Annotated in this window: 15 protein-coding genes; 4 read left to right on the forward strand and 11 right to left on the reverse strand. The window is 72.1% G+C overall.

Annotation, left to right across the window (positions count from 1 at the left end; all coding sequences use genetic code 11):
* Positions 1-17: 17 nt before the first annotated feature.
* The 4 genes from A3Q37_RS03605 to A3Q37_RS03620 form a co-directional block, all read right to left on the reverse strand.
* On the reverse strand, positions 18-863 hold the full coding sequence (locus tag A3Q37_RS03605; RefSeq protein WP_065477399.1) for an ATP-binding cassette domain-containing protein: 846 nt from the start codon (positions 861-863) through the stop codon (positions 18-20).
* Positions 860-1,915 (reverse strand): ABC transporter permease, encoded by a 1,056-nt coding sequence (locus tag A3Q37_RS03610; protein WP_065477401.1) that lies wholly within the window; start codon positions 1,913-1,915, stop codon positions 860-862. Before A3Q37_RS03610 ends, A3Q37_RS03605 begins: the two co-directional genes overlap by 4 nt.
* The gene (locus tag A3Q37_RS03615) at positions 1,912-2,886 is read right to left on the reverse strand and encodes a sugar ABC transporter substrate-binding protein (RefSeq protein WP_065477951.1); all 975 of its coding nucleotides are present in this window, start codon (positions 2,884-2,886) and stop codon (positions 1,912-1,914) included. Before A3Q37_RS03615 ends, A3Q37_RS03610 begins: the two co-directional genes overlap by 4 nt.
* 574 nt (positions 2,887-3,460) lie before the next feature.
* Positions 3,461-4,219, reverse strand: coding sequence for a GntR family transcriptional regulator (locus A3Q37_RS03620; RefSeq protein WP_107471489.1), 759 nt, complete (start codon positions 4,217-4,219; stop codon positions 3,461-3,463).
* A 98-nt stretch (positions 4,220-4,317) separates the two neighbouring features.
* On the opposite strand from A3Q37_RS03620, the gene A3Q37_RS03625 reads away from it, so the two are divergent.
* Positions 4,318-5,337, forward strand: coding sequence for a Gfo/Idh/MocA family oxidoreductase (locus tag A3Q37_RS03625; RefSeq protein ID WP_065477405.1), 1,020 nt, complete (start codon positions 4,318-4,320; stop codon positions 5,335-5,337).
* Between the two features lie 18 nt (positions 5,338-5,355).
* Here A3Q37_RS03625 and A3Q37_RS03630 read toward each other — a convergent pair whose 3' ends face one another.
* The 4 genes from A3Q37_RS03630 to A3Q37_RS03645 all read right to left on the reverse strand — a co-directional run bounded on the left by A3Q37_RS03630 (position 5,356) and on the right by A3Q37_RS03645 (position 9,917).
* Positions 5,356-6,552 carry a cytochrome P450 gene (locus A3Q37_RS03630; RefSeq protein ID WP_065477408.1) on the reverse strand — a complete coding sequence of 399 codons (1,197 nt, stop codon included), beginning with the start codon at positions 6,550-6,552 and terminating at the stop codon, positions 5,356-5,358.
* Between the two features lie 61 nt (positions 6,553-6,613).
* Positions 6,614-7,786: a cytochrome P450 gene (locus A3Q37_RS03635; protein ID WP_065477410.1), complete on the reverse strand. Its 1,173-nt coding sequence runs from the start codon at positions 7,784-7,786 to the stop codon at positions 6,614-6,616.
* A gap of 48 nt (positions 7,787-7,834) precedes the next feature.
* Positions 7,835-8,581, reverse strand: coding sequence for a response regulator transcription factor (locus tag A3Q37_RS03640; protein WP_065477413.1), 747 nt, complete (start codon positions 8,579-8,581; stop codon positions 7,835-7,837).
* Positions 8,582-8,696: 115 nt separating this feature from the next.
* On the reverse strand, positions 8,697-9,917 hold the full coding sequence (locus tag A3Q37_RS03645; protein ID WP_065477415.1) for a sensor histidine kinase: 1,221 nt from the start codon (positions 9,915-9,917) through the stop codon (positions 8,697-8,699).
* A gap of 145 nt (positions 9,918-10,062) precedes the next feature.
* On the opposite strand from A3Q37_RS03645, the gene A3Q37_RS03650 reads away from it, so the two are divergent.
* Complete coding sequence (locus A3Q37_RS03650) at positions 10,063-10,266, forward strand: hypothetical protein (protein ID WP_065477418.1); 204 nt, start codon at positions 10,063-10,065, stop codon at positions 10,264-10,266.
* Here the strand turns inward: A3Q37_RS03650 and A3Q37_RS03655 are convergent.
* The gene (locus A3Q37_RS03655; protein ID WP_065477420.1) at positions 10,256-11,182 is read right to left on the reverse strand and encodes a DMT family transporter; all 927 of its coding nucleotides are present in this window, start codon (positions 11,180-11,182) and stop codon (positions 10,256-10,258) included. The genes A3Q37_RS03650 and A3Q37_RS03655 overlap by 11 nt on opposite strands.
* A gap of 185 nt (positions 11,183-11,367) precedes the next feature.
* Between A3Q37_RS03655 and A3Q37_RS03660 the strand changes: the two genes are divergently transcribed.
* Both A3Q37_RS03660 and A3Q37_RS03665 read left to right on the forward strand, forming a co-directional pair.
* Positions 11,368-12,012 (forward strand): TetR/AcrR family transcriptional regulator, encoded by a 645-nt coding sequence (locus A3Q37_RS03660; RefSeq protein WP_065477423.1) that lies wholly within the window; start codon positions 11,368-11,370, stop codon positions 12,010-12,012.
* An 86-nt stretch (positions 12,013-12,098) separates the two neighbouring features.
* On the forward strand, positions 12,099-12,929 hold the full coding sequence (locus A3Q37_RS03665; RefSeq protein WP_065477425.1) for an aldo/keto reductase: 831 nt from the start codon (positions 12,099-12,101) through the stop codon (positions 12,927-12,929).
* 108 nt (positions 12,930-13,037) lie between these two features.
* Here the strand turns inward: A3Q37_RS03665 and alc are convergent, their stop codons facing one another.
* Positions 13,038-14,159 (reverse strand): allantoicase, encoded by a 1,122-nt coding sequence (gene alc / locus A3Q37_RS03670; protein ID WP_065477428.1) that lies wholly within the window; start codon positions 14,157-14,159, stop codon positions 13,038-13,040.
* Between the two features lie 151 nt (positions 14,160-14,310).
* Positions 14,311-15,654, reverse strand: coding sequence for an allantoinase AllB (gene allB / locus A3Q37_RS03675; protein WP_065477431.1), 1,344 nt, complete (start codon positions 15,652-15,654; stop codon positions 14,311-14,313).
* Between the last annotated feature and the right edge of the window lie 112 nt (positions 15,655-15,766).

The following is a 15,766-nucleotide window of genomic DNA, read 5'->3' on the forward strand; positions in this document are numbered from 1 at the left end:
CCGGGGCGGGTCACCGGTCAGGAATCTTCTTCGGTCGCCGCGGACGTGCCCGGGAGGGTGGGCGTCGGGGTGCGCTCCAGCTCGTGGCTGAGCTCCTCCAGCTCGCTGCCGCCCGCCATCTGCCGGGTCAGCTCGTCGAGCGTGATGTCGTCCTTGGTGTGGCTGCCGGACATCACTCCGCGCTTGAGGAGGACGAACCGGTCGCCGACGAGGTGGGCGTGGTGCGGGTTGTGCGTGATGAGGACCACGCCGAGGCCGGCGTCGCGGGCGGCGGCCACGTACTTGAGCACCACACCGGACTGCTTGACGCCGAGCGCTGCGGTCGGCTCGTCGAGTACGAGGACCTTAGCGCCGAAGTAGACGGCGCGGGCGATGGCCACGCACTGGCGTTCGCCGCCGGAGAGCGTGCCGATGGGCTGGTCGACGTCGCGCAGGTCGATGCCCATGCGGAGCAGTTCGGTACGGGTCGTCTCGCGCATCTTGCGGACGTCGAGGCGCTTGAAGGGGCCGACGCCGGTGGTGGGCTCGGAGCCGAGGAAGAAGTTCCGCCAGACCGGCATGAGCGGGACGACGGCGAGGTCCTGGTAGACGGTGGCGATGCCCCGGTCGAGCGCGTCGCGCGGGTTGGCGAGAGCGGTCTCCTCGCCCTCGATGAGGAAGCGTCCGGCGTCGTGTCCGTGCAGCCCTGCGATGATCTTGATGAGGGTGGACTTGCCGGCGCCGTTGTCGCCGAGGACGCAGGTGATCTCGCCCGCGTGGACCTCCAGCGAGACGTGTTCCAGGGCCTTGATGTTGCCGTAGAACTTGGACACGTCGTCCAGCTCGACGAGCGGGCCCGTGCTCTTCTCGGACGTGGCCGTCATGTCGTCGCCTCCGCGCGCTTGCGCACCCACGCGTTGAGCAGGGTGGCCAGGAGCAGCATCGCTCCCAGGAAGAATTTGAACCAGTCCGGGTTCCACTCGGCGTAGACGATGCCCTTGCTGGTCATGCCGAAGATGAAGGCGCCGACCGCCGAGCCGATCGCGGAGCCGTAGCCGCCGGTGATCAGACAGCCGCCGATGACGGCCGCGATGATGTACGTCAGCTCGTTGCCGACGCCCTCGCCGGACTGGACGACGTCGTAGCTGAACAGCAGGTGCTGGCCGGAGATCCAGGCGGCGAAGGCGACGCCGAGGTAGAGCCCGATCTTGGTGCGGATGACGGGGACGCCGACCGCGCGGGCCGCGTCGGCCTCGCCGCCGACGGCGAAGATCCAGTTGCCGAAGCGGGTACGGAGCAGAATCCAGGTGGCGACGGCGACCAGCGCGATCCACCACAAGATGGTCACCTTGAACTCGACGCTGCCGATCGTCAGCGTCGAGGCGAACAGGGCGTGGGCCGAGTCGAAGCCCTCCATGTCGCCGATGGCCTTGGTGGAGACGGTGCCGCTGATGAGCTTGGTGAAGCCGAGGTTCAGACCGGTCAGCATCAGGAACGTGCCGAGCGTGATGATGAAGCTCGGCAGTTTGGTGCGGGTCAGCATGAAGCCGTTGAACGCACCGATGGCGAGGGTGACCAGCAGCGACACGAAGACGCCGACCCAGACGTTGGCCGTCATCTGGTAGCTGAACATCGACGAGATCAGCGCGGAGCTGGTCACCAGGACGCCCGCGGAAAGGTCGAACTCGCCGCCGATCATCAGCAGGGCGACGGGGGCGGCCATGATGCCGAGGACCGAGGCCGCGTACAGCACGGTGCCGAAGCTGGAGGCCTGGAGGAAGCTGTCGGCGACGATCGCGAAGAACAGGAAGACGGCTGCCGCGCCGACGACCGAGCCCAGCTCGGGGCGGCCGAGCAGCTTGCGCAGCGGTGAGGTGTGGACCAGGCGCTCGTCGACCTGCGCGGGCTTCTCCGGGGCGGCGGTGGAGCCGCTCATCGGGTGCCCCGCTTGGTGTAGTCGGCGAGGGCGTCGGCGTCGTCCTTCGTGATGATCTGCGGGCCGGTCAGAACGGGCTGGCCGCCGCCGAGCACGTTGCGGTTGTAACGGTAGAGCCAGAGCAGGTCGACGGCCTCGTACCCCTGGAGGTAGGGCTGCTGATCGACGGCGAAACCGAGCTTGTCGGTCTGGAGGCCGGTGGCGACCTTGGCGTTGAGGTCGAAGGTGTCGATCTCGGCCTTGCTGCCCGCCGTCTGCTTGGCCTGGACGGCGGCGTCGGCGAAGGGGGCGCCGAGGGTGACGACCGCGTCGATGCTCTTGTCGGACTGGAGCTTGGCCTCGATGGACGCGGTGACGTCGGGCATGTTGGTGCCGTCGACGTACAGGTTCTGCATCGTGCCGTCGAAGGTCTTCTTCGCCCCGGCGCAGCGCTGCTCGTGGCCCACGTTGCCCTGCTCGTGCAGGACGCAGAGCGCCTTCTTGCGGCCGCGTTCGTTCAGCTCGTCGCCGACGGCCTCGCCGGCGATCGTCTCGTCCTGGCCGATGTGGGTGAGCGCCCCGAACTCCTTCGACTCGGCGGAGCCGGAGTTCACGGTGACGACCGGGATGCCGGCCTTGACGGCCTTGGCGACCACGGCCTTCATGGCGTCCGGCTTGGCCAGCGAGACGATCAGGCCGTCGACCTTCTTGTCGATCGCGGTCTGGACGAGCTGGGCCTGCTGGTTGCCCTCGTCGTTGTGCGAGTAGAGGAAGTTGATGTTGTCCTTGAGGGCCGCCTGCTCGGCGCCCTTCTGGACGATGTCCCAGAAGGTGTCGCCGTCTCCCGAGTGGGTGACCATGGCGAAGGTCCAGCGGGGCGTGTTCACCGCGGCCCGTCCCTCGGCGGCCTCGGCCGCGCGTTCTTCCGCCCGCTTGCCGCCGGTGCTGCTGCATCCCGCGGCTGCCAGCACCACTGCCAGGACGGCGCCCAGTGCGCGTGCCCCTGTCCGAACCCTTGCCACGACACCGTGCCCTTCTTCTGCTGTGCGCTTCGCTCGACCGGGCCGGGGGTGTACGGTCCCGGGCCGGCAGCCCAGTATCCCCGAGGCCCGGCCGTGCGGCGGGCGGGGGCCTGACGGGGTGCGCCCGCCGGACACGGAGCCTGGGCCACGTGGCCCCTGAACGCAACCCGTGTGCCCGCACGAATTAAGCCCCCCCGCGCCTGGGTGGGGCCCGCGCCCTTTCAAGCCCGTCCGGCGATTGAGGACGGAACCGTTGCGGTGGTGTCGGCCGCGCCTGTGAGGTTCCTGTGCGCCAGGGCCCCGTGATCTGCGGCCCACCCACGCGAGGGTTCCGTCCTCAATCGCCGGACGGGCTGGAATGGTGCGGGCCCACGCACCGGACGGTTCCGTCCTCAAACGCCGGACGGGCTGGAATGGTGCGGGCCCACCCGCCCGAGGGTTCCGTCCTCAAACGCCGGACGGGCTTGAATGGGGCACCCCGGAACGGACCGGAAGGCACGCCGGGCTGGAATGGGCGCCCAGGAACGGGCTGGATTTGGCGCGGCTACGGGCGGGCCAGGAGTTGGAAATCGAATGCGTAGCGCGCCGCGCGGTAGACGTGTGAGCCGAACTCCACCACCCGCCCCGTGTCGTCGTACGTCACCCGCTCCATCGTCAGCAGCGGCGCCCCCGCCTCCTCCTCCAGGACCCCCGCCTCCCCCTCCGTCGCGGCGCGCGCCCCCACCGACTGGCGGGCACTGTGCAGGGTGATCCCGGAAGCACGCATCAGCCGGTAGAGGCCGGTCGCCTCCAGCTCCTCCGTGCGCAGGGGCACCAGCCCCGGCGGCAGATGGTTGCGCAGGAGCGCCATCGGTTCGCCGTGCGCGCTGCGCAGCCGCTCCACACGGTGGACCTCGCTTCCCTCGGCGACCCCGAGCGCGGCGGCGACCTCCGCCGACGCCGGTTCCGTCGTGTTGCACAGGACCGTGGTGGCGGGGCGCTGACCCGCCGCCTCCAGGTCGTCGTAGAGCGAGCTGAGCTCCAGCGGGCGGCGGACCTGGCTGTGGACGACCTGCGTGCCGACCCCCCTCCGCCGCACCATCAGCCCCTTGTCGACGAGCGTCTGGATGGCCTGGCGGACGGTCGGCCGGGACAGGCCGAGCCGCGCGGCGAGGTCGATCTCGTTCCCGAGCAGGGCACCGGGGGCCAGCCGGCCCTGCTCCACGGCCGCCTCCAGCTGCTGCGCCAGCTGGAAGTAGAGCGGCACCGGGCTGGTGCGGTCCACGCTCAGCGGCAGCGGCCGGTCGGTTCCATGTGCGGTCACGGGGCGAGCGTAGTTCGCTTGTCCGGACATAGCCATGGCATGGCGTTTGTCAGGACAAACGCTTGACATGACGACCGGGCGAAGCCACCTTGGGGCCCATGCGCATCGGACTGATCGGAACGGGACGGATCGGCACATTCCATGCGGAGGTGCTGAGCCGTCACCCCGCCGTGGACGCCCTGCTGCTGGCGGACGCGGACCCCGAGCGGGCGGCAGTCGCGGCCGGGCGGACCGGGGCCACGGCCGTCTCCGTGGACGACCTGTTCACAGGTGCGGGCGAGGCCCGGGGCGCGCCCGACGCCGTGGTGATCTGTTCGGCGACCGCCGCCCACGCCGGGCTCATCGCGCGGGCCGCCCGCGCCGGGCTGCCGGTCTTCTGCGAGAAGCCGATCGCCCTGGACCTGCCCGGCACGCTCGCCGCACTGGCCGAGGTCGAGGCGGCGGGGAGCCCGCTCCAGCTCGGCTTCATGCGGCGCTTCGACGCCGGGTACGGCGAGGCCAGGGCCGCCGTGCGGGACGGCAGGCTCGGCCGGCTGCACACCGTGCGGGCGGTCACCTCCGATCCCGCGCCGCCGCCCGCCGCGTACCTCCCGCTCTCCGGCGGGCTGTACCGCGACTGCCTGGTCCACGACTTCGACATCCTGCGCTGGGTGACGGGCCGCGAGGTGAGCGAGGTGTACGCCACCGGATCGGACGCCGGGCCTCCGATGTTCCGGGAGGCCGGGGACGTGGACACGGCCGCTGCCCTGCTCACCCTCGACGACGGGACGCTCGCCACCGCCACCGCGACCCGGTGCAACGGCGCCGGGTACGACGTACGGATGGAGCTGGCCGGCGAGCTGGACCAGATCGCCGTAGGCCTGGACGACCGTACGCCGCTGACCTCGGCCGAACCGGCCGGCCCCGGCGCCCCGGCGAAGCCCTGGCCGGGCTTCCTGGAACGGTTCGCCCCGGCGTACGAGGCGGAGCTGGACGCGTTCCTGCGCGTGGTCCGCGGCGAGCTGGCCAATCCGTGCGACGGGCGGGAGGCCCTGCACGCCCTGCGGATCGCCGAGGCGTGCGAGGTCTCCCGCCGCGAACGCCGGCCGGTGGCGATGGGTGAGATCCCCGGCGGCTGAGCCCTCGCGGACCGGGCGCTACCAGGCGACCGGCAGGCTCAGCGGGCCCCGCATCAGCATCCCGGCCCGCCAGGTCAGCGTCGCCGGGTCGGCGGTCAGCCGCAGGTCCGGGCAGCGCTCCAGCAGCGAGCGGATGGCGATCCGGGCCTCGATGCGGGCCAACGGCGCGCCCAGGCAGTAGTGGATGCCGTGCCCGAAGGCGATATGGCCCCGGGCGTCCCGGGTGATGTCGAAGCGGTCCCCGCCGGGGTAGCGGGCGGGGTCCCGGTTGGCGTCCGACATCGCGACCAGGACGAGTTCGCCGCCGCCGGGGATCACCGTGCCGCCCACCTCGATCGGCTCGGTGGTGAAGCGGTACGTGGGGGTCTCCACCGGCCCCTCGAAGCGCAGGATCTCCTCGACGGCGTTGTCGATCAGCGAGAAGTCCGCGCGCAGGGCCGCCAGTTGGTCCGGGTGGGCGAGGAGGTTATGGACTCCGTTGGTGATCAGGTTGACGGTGGTCTCGTGCCCGGCGACGAGCAACAGCCACGCCATGCCGATCAGTTCCTCGCCGGACAGCCGGTCGCCGTCCTCGTCGGCGGTGTGGATCAGCGCGCTCAGCAGGTCGTCGCCGGGCTTCTCGCGCTTGTCGGCCAGCAGCCCGGCGATGTACGCGGTCATCGCCTGGGTGGAGGAGGCGCGCACGGACGGGTCGATGGAGGAGACCGCCTGGCCCGACCACGTACGGAAGTCCTCGCGGTCCAGGAACGGCACACCGAGCAGATCGCAGATCACCGACATGGGCAGCGGGAAGGACAGTGCCTCGACGAGATCGGCCGAACGGTCCGGCGCCGCGAGCATCGCGTCCAGCAGTTCGTCGGTCATCTCCTTTATCCGCGGCGCCAGTTGCTCCATGCGGCGCGGGGTGAACTCACGGGCGACCAGCTTGCGTAGCCGGGTGTGGTCGGGGGCGTCGGAGCCGAGCATCGAGGAGCCCGCGGAGACCTTGCTGACCCCGAGCGTGGGCGAGGCACGGCTCCAGTGTTTGGAGAGCCGCTGATCGGCGAGGAGGGCGCGGCCCGCCTCGTACCCGACGACGAGCCAGGCGTCGGCGCCCTCGGGGATCCGGACCCGGTGGACCGGGCCCTTGGCGCGCAGGGCGGCGTAGGCGGGGTAGGGATCGCGGGTGAACTGCTCGCCGAGCGCGGCGAGATCGACCAGGGGTTCGGTGGTCAACACGATTCCCTTCAGGAGGAGTTACGGCGGCTCTTCACGGCGTTCCGCGTCGGCGCGCTCCTCACCAGCGCACCGGCAGGCCCCGCGTGCCGCGCATCAGCAGGCCCGGCAGCCAGTCCAGCTCGCCGCCGGACGGGTCGCGGGCGAGGCCGGGGCAGCGTTCCAGCAGGGCGCCGATCGCGATGCGGGCCTCCATCCGGGCGAGCGGTGCGCCCAGGCAGTAGTGCGCACCGTGGCCGAACGCCAGGTGCCCCTGGGGCTCGCGGCGGATGTCGAAGGTGTCCGGGGCCGGGAAGCGGGCGGGGTCGCGGTCGACGGAGGCCAGGGCGACGAGCACCACGGAGTCGCCCGGGATCACGGTGTCGCCGATGGTCACCGGCCCCCGGGCGAACCGGTAGGTGGAGGTCTCCACGGGCCCGTCGTAGCGCAGCATCTCCTCCACCGCGCCGTCGATCAGCCCCGGTTCGGCGCGCAGCAGGGCGAGTTGGTCGGGGTGGTCGAGCAGGGCCCGGACCCCGTTGGCGATCAGGTTGACGGTGGTCTCGTGGCCCGCGACGAGCAACAGGAAGGCCATGCCGACCAGTTCGGCGGAGGAGAGGCTGTCGCCGCCCTCGTCCGTGGTCCGGATCAGCGCGCTCAGCAGGTCGTCGCCGGGCGAACGGCGTTTGTCCGCTATGAGGTCGACGAGGTAGGCGCCCATCGCGCCGGCCGGGTCGGCGTCCCGCTGCTCCCGGGTGGGCGTGACGATGCCGTTCGAGAGCACCCGGAAGGCGTCCCGGTCGATGTCGGGGACGCCGAGGAGTTCGCAGATCACGGTCATCGGCAGCGGGAAGGCGAGCGCATCGACCAGGTCGGCGGAGCCCTGCGGCACCATCGCGTCGAGGAGCCGGCCGGTGATCTCGGTGACGCGCGGCCGCAGCGCCTCGATGCGCCGGGCGGTGAACTCGCGGGCGACGAGACGGCGCAGCCGGGTGTGGTGCGGGGCGTCCAGCTCCAGCATGTTGGCGCTGAGCTGAGCCTCGGAGTCGCTCCAACGCCCGGTGGTGCGCCAGTCCTTGCCGAGCCGCTGGTCGGTGAGGGCGGCGCGGCCCTCCTCGTATCCGACGATCAGCCAGATCCGCTCCATCTCCTCGGTGCGCACGGCGTGCACCGGACCCTCGGCGCGGAGCTTGGCGTAGTACGGGTACGGGTCGACGAAGAAGTCCGGCAGTTCGCGCAGATCGAGCTCGGCCATGGTGGGCGCCCTCCCGTCGCGGCCCGCTCCGGTCCGGGCCGTCTCGGTTCAGCCTAGGTGGCCCCCGCCCTCGTCGTCCGGGTCGAGGAGCCCCGCGTCGTGGACCAACAGCGCGATCTGGACACGGTTGTTGAGTTCGAGTTTGGCGAGAATGCGTGAGACGTGGGTCTTGACGGTCGCGACGCTGAGATAGAGGGAGGACGCGATCTCCGCGTTGGAGCCGCCGCGCCCGACGGCGACGGCGACCTCCTGCTCCCGTTCGGCGAGTTGACCGAAACGCCTGCGTGCGCGCCGGGTTCGCTCGGCCCGGTCGTCGTGTCCGCCACCGGCGGCGCGGGCCATCAACTGGCGGGTGACGGCGGGCGAGAGGACCGGGTCACCGGCGGCGACCCGGCGGACCGAGTCGACGATCCGAGCAGGCGGGGTGTCTTTCAGGACGAATCCCGCCGCTCCGGCGCGGATGGCCCGGAGCACCTGTTCATCGGCGTGGAAGGTGGTGAGGACGACGACCTCGGGGGCGTCGGGCCGGCGGCGCAGCCGTTCGGTCGCGGTGAGTCCGTCCATGACCGGCATCCGGATGTCCATCAGGACGATATCGGGGCGCAGCCGTTCGACCAGCTCCTCGGCCTCGCTGCCGTCCGCGCCCTCCCCGACGATGTCGATGCCCTGGTCGCCGCCGAGCATCAGGGTCAGTCCCGCCCGGACCAGCGGGTCGTCGTCGACGATCAGCAGCCGGACGGGCGCGGAGGAGGCCGGGGGTGGTGTCGGGGAGGCCGGGGACGCCGGGGTGTTCATGACGGCCACCGTAGCCAGCCGGGGCGCGGCGCCCGTACGGCGGGCGTCGCTCGTTCCCGTACGGACCGCTTCCCTCGTTCCCGTACGGCCGGTGTCACTTCCCGTACGGCGGCGTTCATGCGGCGGGCCACGGCAGTCGGGCCCGGACCGCGAAGCCGCCGTCCTTCGTCGGGCCGTGTTCCAGTTCGCCCCCGGCGAGCGTGGCGCGTTCGGTGAGGCCGATGAGCCCCTGGCCGGAGCCGGGGACCCGTTCGAAGGGTTCGGTGGGGGCCGGGTTCACCACCTCGACGGTGAGGCCTTCGCCGGGGCCGCCGGTCACGGTGAGGGAGACCTCGGTGCCGGGCGCGTGCTTACGGGCGTTGGTCAGGGCCTCCTGCGCGATGCGGTAGACCGTGCGGCCGGTGGCGGCGGGGGCGTCGTGGGGTTCGGTGACCCGGTTGTCGACGGCGACCTTCATGCCCGCGAGCCGGGATTCCGCGACGAGGGCGTCCAGGGTGGCGAGGGTGGGCTGCGGCCGGTGGGCCTCGTCCGTGTCGCCGGGGCCGCGCAGGACGCCGATGATCTCGCGGAGGTCCTGGAGGGCCTCGTGGGCGCTGTCCCGGATGACACCGGCCGCTCGGCCGATCTCGGCGGCGGGGGCGTCGGGCCGGAACTCCAGGGCCCCGGCGTGCACGCTGAGGAGGGTGAGCCGGTGGGCCAGGACATCGTGCATCTCTCGGGCGATGGCCTCCCGGGCGAGGCGCTGGGCCTGTTCGGCGCGCAGCTCCGCCTCGGCCTCGGCGCGGCGGGCCCGTTCGCGGAGGGTGACGACGAGCTGGCGCCGGGAGCGTACGGCCATGCCCCAGCTGATCACCAGGAGGATCAGCAGGATGCCGAAGAGCAGCGAGACGAGGAAGGACGTCGTGGGGTCGGGGCGCAGGAACGGTTGCACGGGGACCAGGGCCAGCGCGAGCGCCCCGACGATCGCGACCGGCTTGAACGGGCGGTGGACGGCCAGGCTGAAGAGGGCGACCAGCAGGGCCCCGGCGGCCACGGGCTCGACGACGGACACGAGGGTCAGGGCGACGGCGAGCCCGACGGGCCAGCGCCGCCGGAGCCAGAGGGCGCAGCAGGCCACCGCGCCGACCACGGAGTCGACGAAGACGACGATGTCGGCAGTGGTGCCGTCGGCCTCGATCGCGCCGAGGGCCAGCATGCCGATGCCCGCGGCGACGAGGAAGGCCGTGAGGTCGACGGCCCAGTCCCGTACGGTCCGCCGCGTCCGGACCCGGTCGTCCGGCAGGCCGGGGTCGGCCATCGCCGACGGGAGCAGCCAGCGGTACTCGGTGCGCGTCATATCGACAAAGTTACGCAGCCGGGCGGCCGGGAAGGGCTCCGAGCGGCGCGGCAGCTACCAAAGTCGCACCCCGCGCTACTTTCGGCGCGGCGGACGGGACCGGTGGCCGACGCGGCGGGCGCGGTGCGGGCGGAAGGCTCGGCCCATGAAGAAAATCGTCGAGACGGTCGGGTTCCTCGTCTTCGTCCAGGGTGTGGGCGGACTGCTGTACGAGTGGACGGGCTGGTTCCGGTTCTGGACGCTGGTGCGTCACATCGATTTCCTCAGCGACCGCATGCTGTTCGTCAACATCGTGCTGGTGGTGGCGGGGGCGGCCGTGATGATCGCGGCGGATTCGATCAAGACCTGACGGTCGCGGCGCGCCGCCCCCACGCGGTGCCCGCCAGTACGAGCACGGCCCCGGCCACCCCCGGGACGCCGAGGTGTTCCCCGCCGAGGCCGATGCCGACGGCGGCGGCCCACAGCGGTTCCGTACCGAGCAGCAGGCTGACCCGGGACGGCGAGGTGCGGCGTACGGACCACATCTGCACGAAGAACGCGAGCAGCGTGCAGAACACCGAGAGGAAGACCAGGCCCGCCCACTCCCGCGCACCGAAGCCCGCGGCCGTGCTCCACGGCGAGGCCCCGGTTCCGGGGACGGCGGCCAGGACCGCGAAGACGGCGACCGCGCCGCCGAGCTGGACGGTGGTCAGGGAGAGCGAGTCGGCGTCCCGTACCGCCTTGATCCGGGCCATGGCCAGGACATGGACCGTACGGGCGAGGGCGGCCAGGAGCATCAGGAGATCGCCGGCCGAGGGGCTGGTGAATCCGCCGCCCTGGGTCAGCAGGACGACCCCGGCGACAGAGAGCCCGGCCGCGGCGACGAATCCGGCCGACGGGCGGACGCGGGTCACGGCGGCCTCGGCCAGCGGTGTGAAGATCATGGTGAGGCTGATGATCAGCCCGGCGTTGGTGGCGGAGGTGTGCACCACCCCGTACGTCTCCAGCAGGAAGATCCCGCTCAGCACCAGACCCAGCACTCCGGCGCCGCGCCACTGCGCACCGGTCAGCGCCCGCAGCTTGCGCCAGCCGGTCGCCACGAGCACCGGCAGCACGATCGCGAAGCGCAGGACGAGGACGGCGACGACGGTGTGGGTGGTGGTGATGCCCTTGGCGGCGAGATAGCTCGCGCCCCAGACGGCGGCGACCGCCAGCACGGGCAGGTCGGTGACCCAGGCGCGGCGCGGGGAGACGGTCCCCACGGCGGGCACGGCGGCAGCGGACACTCGGTTCTCCCGGATTCTCCACGGAACGTGATGTGGAGACCTCACCGGCTCGCACGCGGAATGATCACGCTACCCGCCGGGCTCCCGGGAAGGGAACACCTGTCTCAGCGGTCGGATCGCTCCCGAGCGCCTGCCCCGCCTCCCTAGACTGACGCCTCGGTAACGCTGAGGCACGGAGTGGTCACATGGTGTCGGTAAGAGCGGACGGGCGGGTCGAGCGGGGGAACCAGACCCGCCAGCTGGTCCTGGGGCGGGCGGTGCAGATCGCCTCGGTGGAAGGGCTTGAGGGTCTGTCGCTGGGGCGGCTGGCCACCGAGCTGGGGCTGAGCAAGAGCGGGGTGTTCGCGCTGTTCGGCTCGAAGGAGGGGCTTCAGCTGGCCACCGTGCGAGGGGCGGTGGCCGTCTTCGTCGACCATGTGCTGCGCCCCACCCGGTCGGTGCCGCCGGGGCTCGGGCGGGTCTGGCGGATGTGCGAGGCGTGGATCGCGTACTCCCGCGACCGGGTGTTCCGGGGCGGCTGCTTCTTCTACGCCGCCACCGCCGAGTTCGACGCCCGCAGCGGCCGGGTGCACGACGCCCTGGCGTCCGCGCAGACGGGCTGGGTCACCTTCGTGGAGGAGACGATCGAGGAGGCCAGGGCCGCCGGGGAGCTGGCCGGGGACACCGATGTGTGCCAGCTGGCGTTCGAGGTGATCGCCCTGCTGGAGCTGGCCAACGCCGAGTCGGTGCTCCAGAACAACAACCTCGGCTACGACAAGGCCGCCCGCGCCATCCTGGCCCGGCTGCGGTCGGCGGCGACGGATCCGGGGCCGCTGCCGCCCTTACGGTGAGCGCCGTGTCCCCCGGCTGCTCCGGCCCGGCCGCGCCCCTACGCTGGCCGGGACGGCGCAGCGACGGGAAGGACGGGACCCAGCACATGTCCGGCACACCGGTTCAGACGCTCAACGACGGCACACGGCTCCCCGCGGTGGGGCTCGGCACCTATCCGCTGGACGACGCGGCGGCCGAGGAGGCCGTCGCCGGGGCCCTGGAGCTGGGCTACCGGCTGGTCGACACGGCCCTCAACTACGGCAACGAGACCGGTACGGGACGGGGCATCGCCCGCAGCGGCGTCCCCCGCGAGGAGGTCGTCGTCACCACGAAGGTGCCCGGCCGCCACCACGGGTACGAGGAGACGCTCGCCTCGTTCGAGGAGTCACGGGCCCGCCTGGGCGTCGAGTACGTCGACCTGTATCTGATCCACTGGCCGCTCCCCCGCGTCGACAGGTACGTGGACACCTGGAAGGCGATGATCCGGCTCCGCGAGGACGGTCTCGTCCGCTCCATCGGCGTCTCCAACTTCACCGCCGCGCATCTGGAGCGGCTGGAGCGGGAGACGGGGGTGCTGCCCTCGGTGAACCAGATCGAGATGCATCCGCTGCTGCCGCAGGAGGAGTTGCGGGCGGTGCACGCGGCGAAGGGCGTCGTCACGGAGAGCTGGAGCCCGCTGGCCCGGGGCCGGGAGGTGCTGGAGGACCCCTCGATCGTGGCGATCGCGGACGACCACGGGGTGACGCCCGGCCAGGTGGTGCTGCGCTGGCACACCCAGCTGGGCGCGGTGCCGATCCCGAAGTCGGCGGACCCGGGACGGCAGCGCGAGAACCTCGATCTGTTCGGGTTCGAGCTGACCGCGCAGGAGTTGACGACCATCGCGTCCGGGCGGCAGCGGCGGTTCGGCGGCGACCCGGAGTCCCACGAGGAGTTCTGAGCGGGCTACGAAACCCGTCCTCGCGCGACGAACGGCCCGGGCGCTCCGCGATCCCCCTGCGATCGCGGTGCGCCCGGGCCGTGTCCGCCGTTCGGGGTCAGACACCCTCTAGCCGCCGAGCTCCCGGTGACGGGCCGCCAGGGCGGTCGCGCCCTCGTCGGTGAGCGATCCGTACAGCCGGAGGCGGGAGATGCCGCCGTCCGGGAAGATGTCGATCCGTACGTGGGTGGCCCGGACGGTCCCGTCGAGCACGAAGCGGTGGTTGGTGTCGGGCTGGAGCCGGGTCCGGGGCAGGATCTCCGTCCAGTCGCCGGCCTCGCCGTCCCGTACCGAAAGGCTCGCCCAGCCCGCCGAGTTGCCCTTGAGGTAGGCGGTGTCGATCTCGACGGCCCGGATCCCGGACTGCGCGGCGAGCCGGTAGCTGATCCAGTCGTTGCCCTGGTCGCGTCGGCGGCGGGTCTCCCAGCCGTCGTCCATCTTGCGGGAGCGGCCGGGCTGGATGGTGTTGGTGGCCGGGGAGTAGAAGCGGTCGGAGGCGTCCTCGACCTGGCCGCCGTTCTCCAGGGCCGCGAGGTCGAACGTACCGAGGGCGGCGAGCCACGCGGGGTCCGGGGCGACCTCTCCGTACACGCGCAGCCGGGCGATCCCGCCGTCCGGGTGCTGGTTGACCCGCAGATGGGTGAAGCGCTGCTCGGCGTCGACGGCGAACCCGTTGGCCGCGTGGCCGCCGACCGCCGTACGGGGGACGAGCGTCGTCCACTTCACGTCGGGGGCGAGGAGGTCCTCGGGGGACGGGGAGCCGGGCAGGGCGACGGCCTCGACGGAAACCGCCTGCGGGTAGTTGCCGCGGAAGTGGGCGGTGTCCAGGACGATGCCCCGGATGACGCCGGGCGCGCCGAGCCGGACGAGGGCCCAGTCGTGGTCGTCGGCGGTGGGGTGGGGTTCGGCGGCGCTGACGCCCCGGCGACGGCGGGTCTCCCAGCCGTCCATGATCTTGCCCTTGTGGCCGAAGTGCTCCGGGTCGAAGACGGCGGGCTCGGGCTTGAGGAGGTTCTCGCGCTCGGCGAAGAACTCGTCGTTGGCCGCGATGACGCCCGCGCCGAGGCGGCGGTCGGCGAGGTCGACGAGGTGGGTGAAGGGGAAGTCGGCGGTGCGGTGGTCGGCGTACGGGTCGCCGCCCGCGTAGGGGCTGGCGTCGCCGGTGAAGCGGGGTATCGAGGCGTCCGTCATGGTCGGGGAGGTCCTTTCGGGCACGGTCGGGGGTCGCGTTCGCGGAGGGGCCGGTGGGGCGCTGTCGGCAGTCCCGGTCGGGGAGGCGGCCGGAGGGGCCGGTGCGGCTCGGTCGGCGGTCCCGTTCGAGGAGGCGGCAGAGGGGGCCGGTTCAGCGGTCCCGTTCCAGGAGGCGGCCGGTGGGCTCGGCGAGGACGCCGTCGGAGGCGATGCGGACGCCGCGCAGCCAGCTGGAGCGGACCACGCCGTGCAGGGTCTTCCCGGCGTAGGCGGTGACCTGGTTGCGGTGGAAGAGCTCGGCGGGGTCGACGGTGAAGGTCGCTTCGGGGGCGAGGACCGCGAAGTCGGCGTCGCGGCCGGCCTCGATGGCGCCCTTCTTGCTGAGGCCCGCGAGCTCGGCGGGGGCGGCGGACATCCAGCGGGCCACGTCGTCGAGGGAGTGGCCGCGACGGCGGGCCTCGGTCCAGATGGCGGGCAGGCCGAGCTGGAGGGAGGAGATGCCGCCCCAGGCGGAGGCGAAGTCCGGGGTCTTGAGGTCCGTGGTGCACGGGGAGTGGTCGCTGACGATGCAGTCGATGGTGCCGTCGGCGAGCCCGACCCACAGGGCGTCCTGGTTGGCGGCCTCGCGGATCGGCGGGCAGCACTTGAACTCGGTGGCCCCGTCGGGGACTTCCTCGGCGGTGAGGGTGAGGAAGTGCGGGCAGGACTCGACGGTGACGCGGACGCCCTCACGCTTCGCTGCGGCGATCAGCGGCAGGGCGTCGCTGGAGGAGAGGTGCAGGACGTGGACGCGGGCGTTCAGCCGCTTGGCGTGGGCGATGAGCCCTTCGATCGCGGTGTTCTCGGCGTCGCGCGGGCGGGAGGCCAGGAAGTCGGCGTAGGCGGGGCCGGGGCGCTGCGGGGCGTCGGCCAGGTGGTGCGGGTCCTCGGCGTGGACGATGAGCAGTCCGCCGAATCCGGCGATCTCCGCCATGGAGCGGGCCAGTTGCTCCTGGTCCAGCTCCGGGAACTCCTCGACCCCGGAGGGCGACAGGAAGCACTTGAAACCGAAGACCCCGGCCTCGTACAGCGGGCGCAGATCCTTGACGTTGGAGGGGATCGCCCCGCCCCAGAAGCCCGTGTCCACATGCGCCTTGTGGGCGGCGACCTGCTGCTTGGTCCGCAGATGGTCGACGTTGGTGGTCGGCGGGAGGGAGTTGAGCGGCATGTCCAGGAGCGTGGTGATGCCGCCGGCGGCGGCCGCGCGGGTGGCGGTCCAGAAGCCCTCCCACTCGGTGCGGCCGGGGTCGTTCACATGGACGTGGGTGTCGACCAGGCCGGGCAGCAGGACGTCGTCGCCGAAGTCCTCCAGGCGGGCGCCCGCGGGCACATCGGCGTCGTACGGCAGGACCGCGTCGATCGTGCCGCCCGCGACGGCGACCGCCGCCGGGCGGGTGCCCTCGGGGGTCACGACGCGCGTCGAGCGCAGTACCAGGTTCACGTCCGATCCGGACACCCGTGCTCCTTCACTCCAGGATGATCACAACAGGAATTCAACGAACTGTTGAAGCTTCGATGGAGTCTTCACTCGGGAAACGCCCTCGTCAAGACCTACCTTCCGGCACGGA

Source organism: Streptomyces sp. PTY087I2 (genome assembly GCF_001687325.1).
GTDB lineage: Bacteria > Actinomycetota > Actinomycetes > Streptomycetales > Streptomycetaceae > Streptomyces.

Coding starts and splice junctions, on each gene's coding strand:
- alc (WP_065477428.1), bottom strand. CDS start 14,159: ATGACGGACGCCTCGATACCCCGCTTCACCGGCGACGCCAGCCCCTAC.
- A3Q37_RS03625 (WP_065477405.1), top strand. CDS start 4,318: ATGCGCATCGGACTGATCGGAACGGGACGGATCGGCACATTCCATGCG.
- A3Q37_RS03660 (WP_065477423.1), top strand. CDS start 11,368: ATGGTGTCGGTAAGAGCGGACGGGCGGGTCGAGCGGGGGAACCAGACC.
- A3Q37_RS03665 (WP_065477425.1), top strand. CDS start 12,099: ATGTCCGGCACACCGGTTCAGACGCTCAACGACGGCACACGGCTCCCC.
- A3Q37_RS03635 (WP_065477410.1), bottom strand. CDS start 7,786: ATGGCCGAGCTCGATCTGCGCGAACTGCCGGACTTCTTCGTCGACCCG.
- A3Q37_RS03605 (WP_065477399.1), bottom strand. CDS start 863: ATGACGGCCACGTCCGAGAAGAGCACGGGCCCGCTCGTCGAGCTGGAC.
- A3Q37_RS03610 (WP_065477401.1), bottom strand. CDS start 1,915: ATGAGCGGCTCCACCGCCGCCCCGGAGAAGCCCGCGCAGGTCGACGAG.
- A3Q37_RS03640 (WP_065477413.1), bottom strand. CDS start 8,581: ATGAACACCCCGGCGTCCCCGGCCTCCCCGACACCACCCCCGGCCTCC.
- A3Q37_RS03645 (WP_065477415.1), bottom strand. CDS start 9,917: ATGACGCGCACCGAGTACCGCTGGCTGCTCCCGTCGGCGATGGCCGAC.
- A3Q37_RS03650 (WP_065477418.1), top strand. CDS start 10,063: ATGAAGAAAATCGTCGAGACGGTCGGGTTCCTCGTCTTCGTCCAGGGT.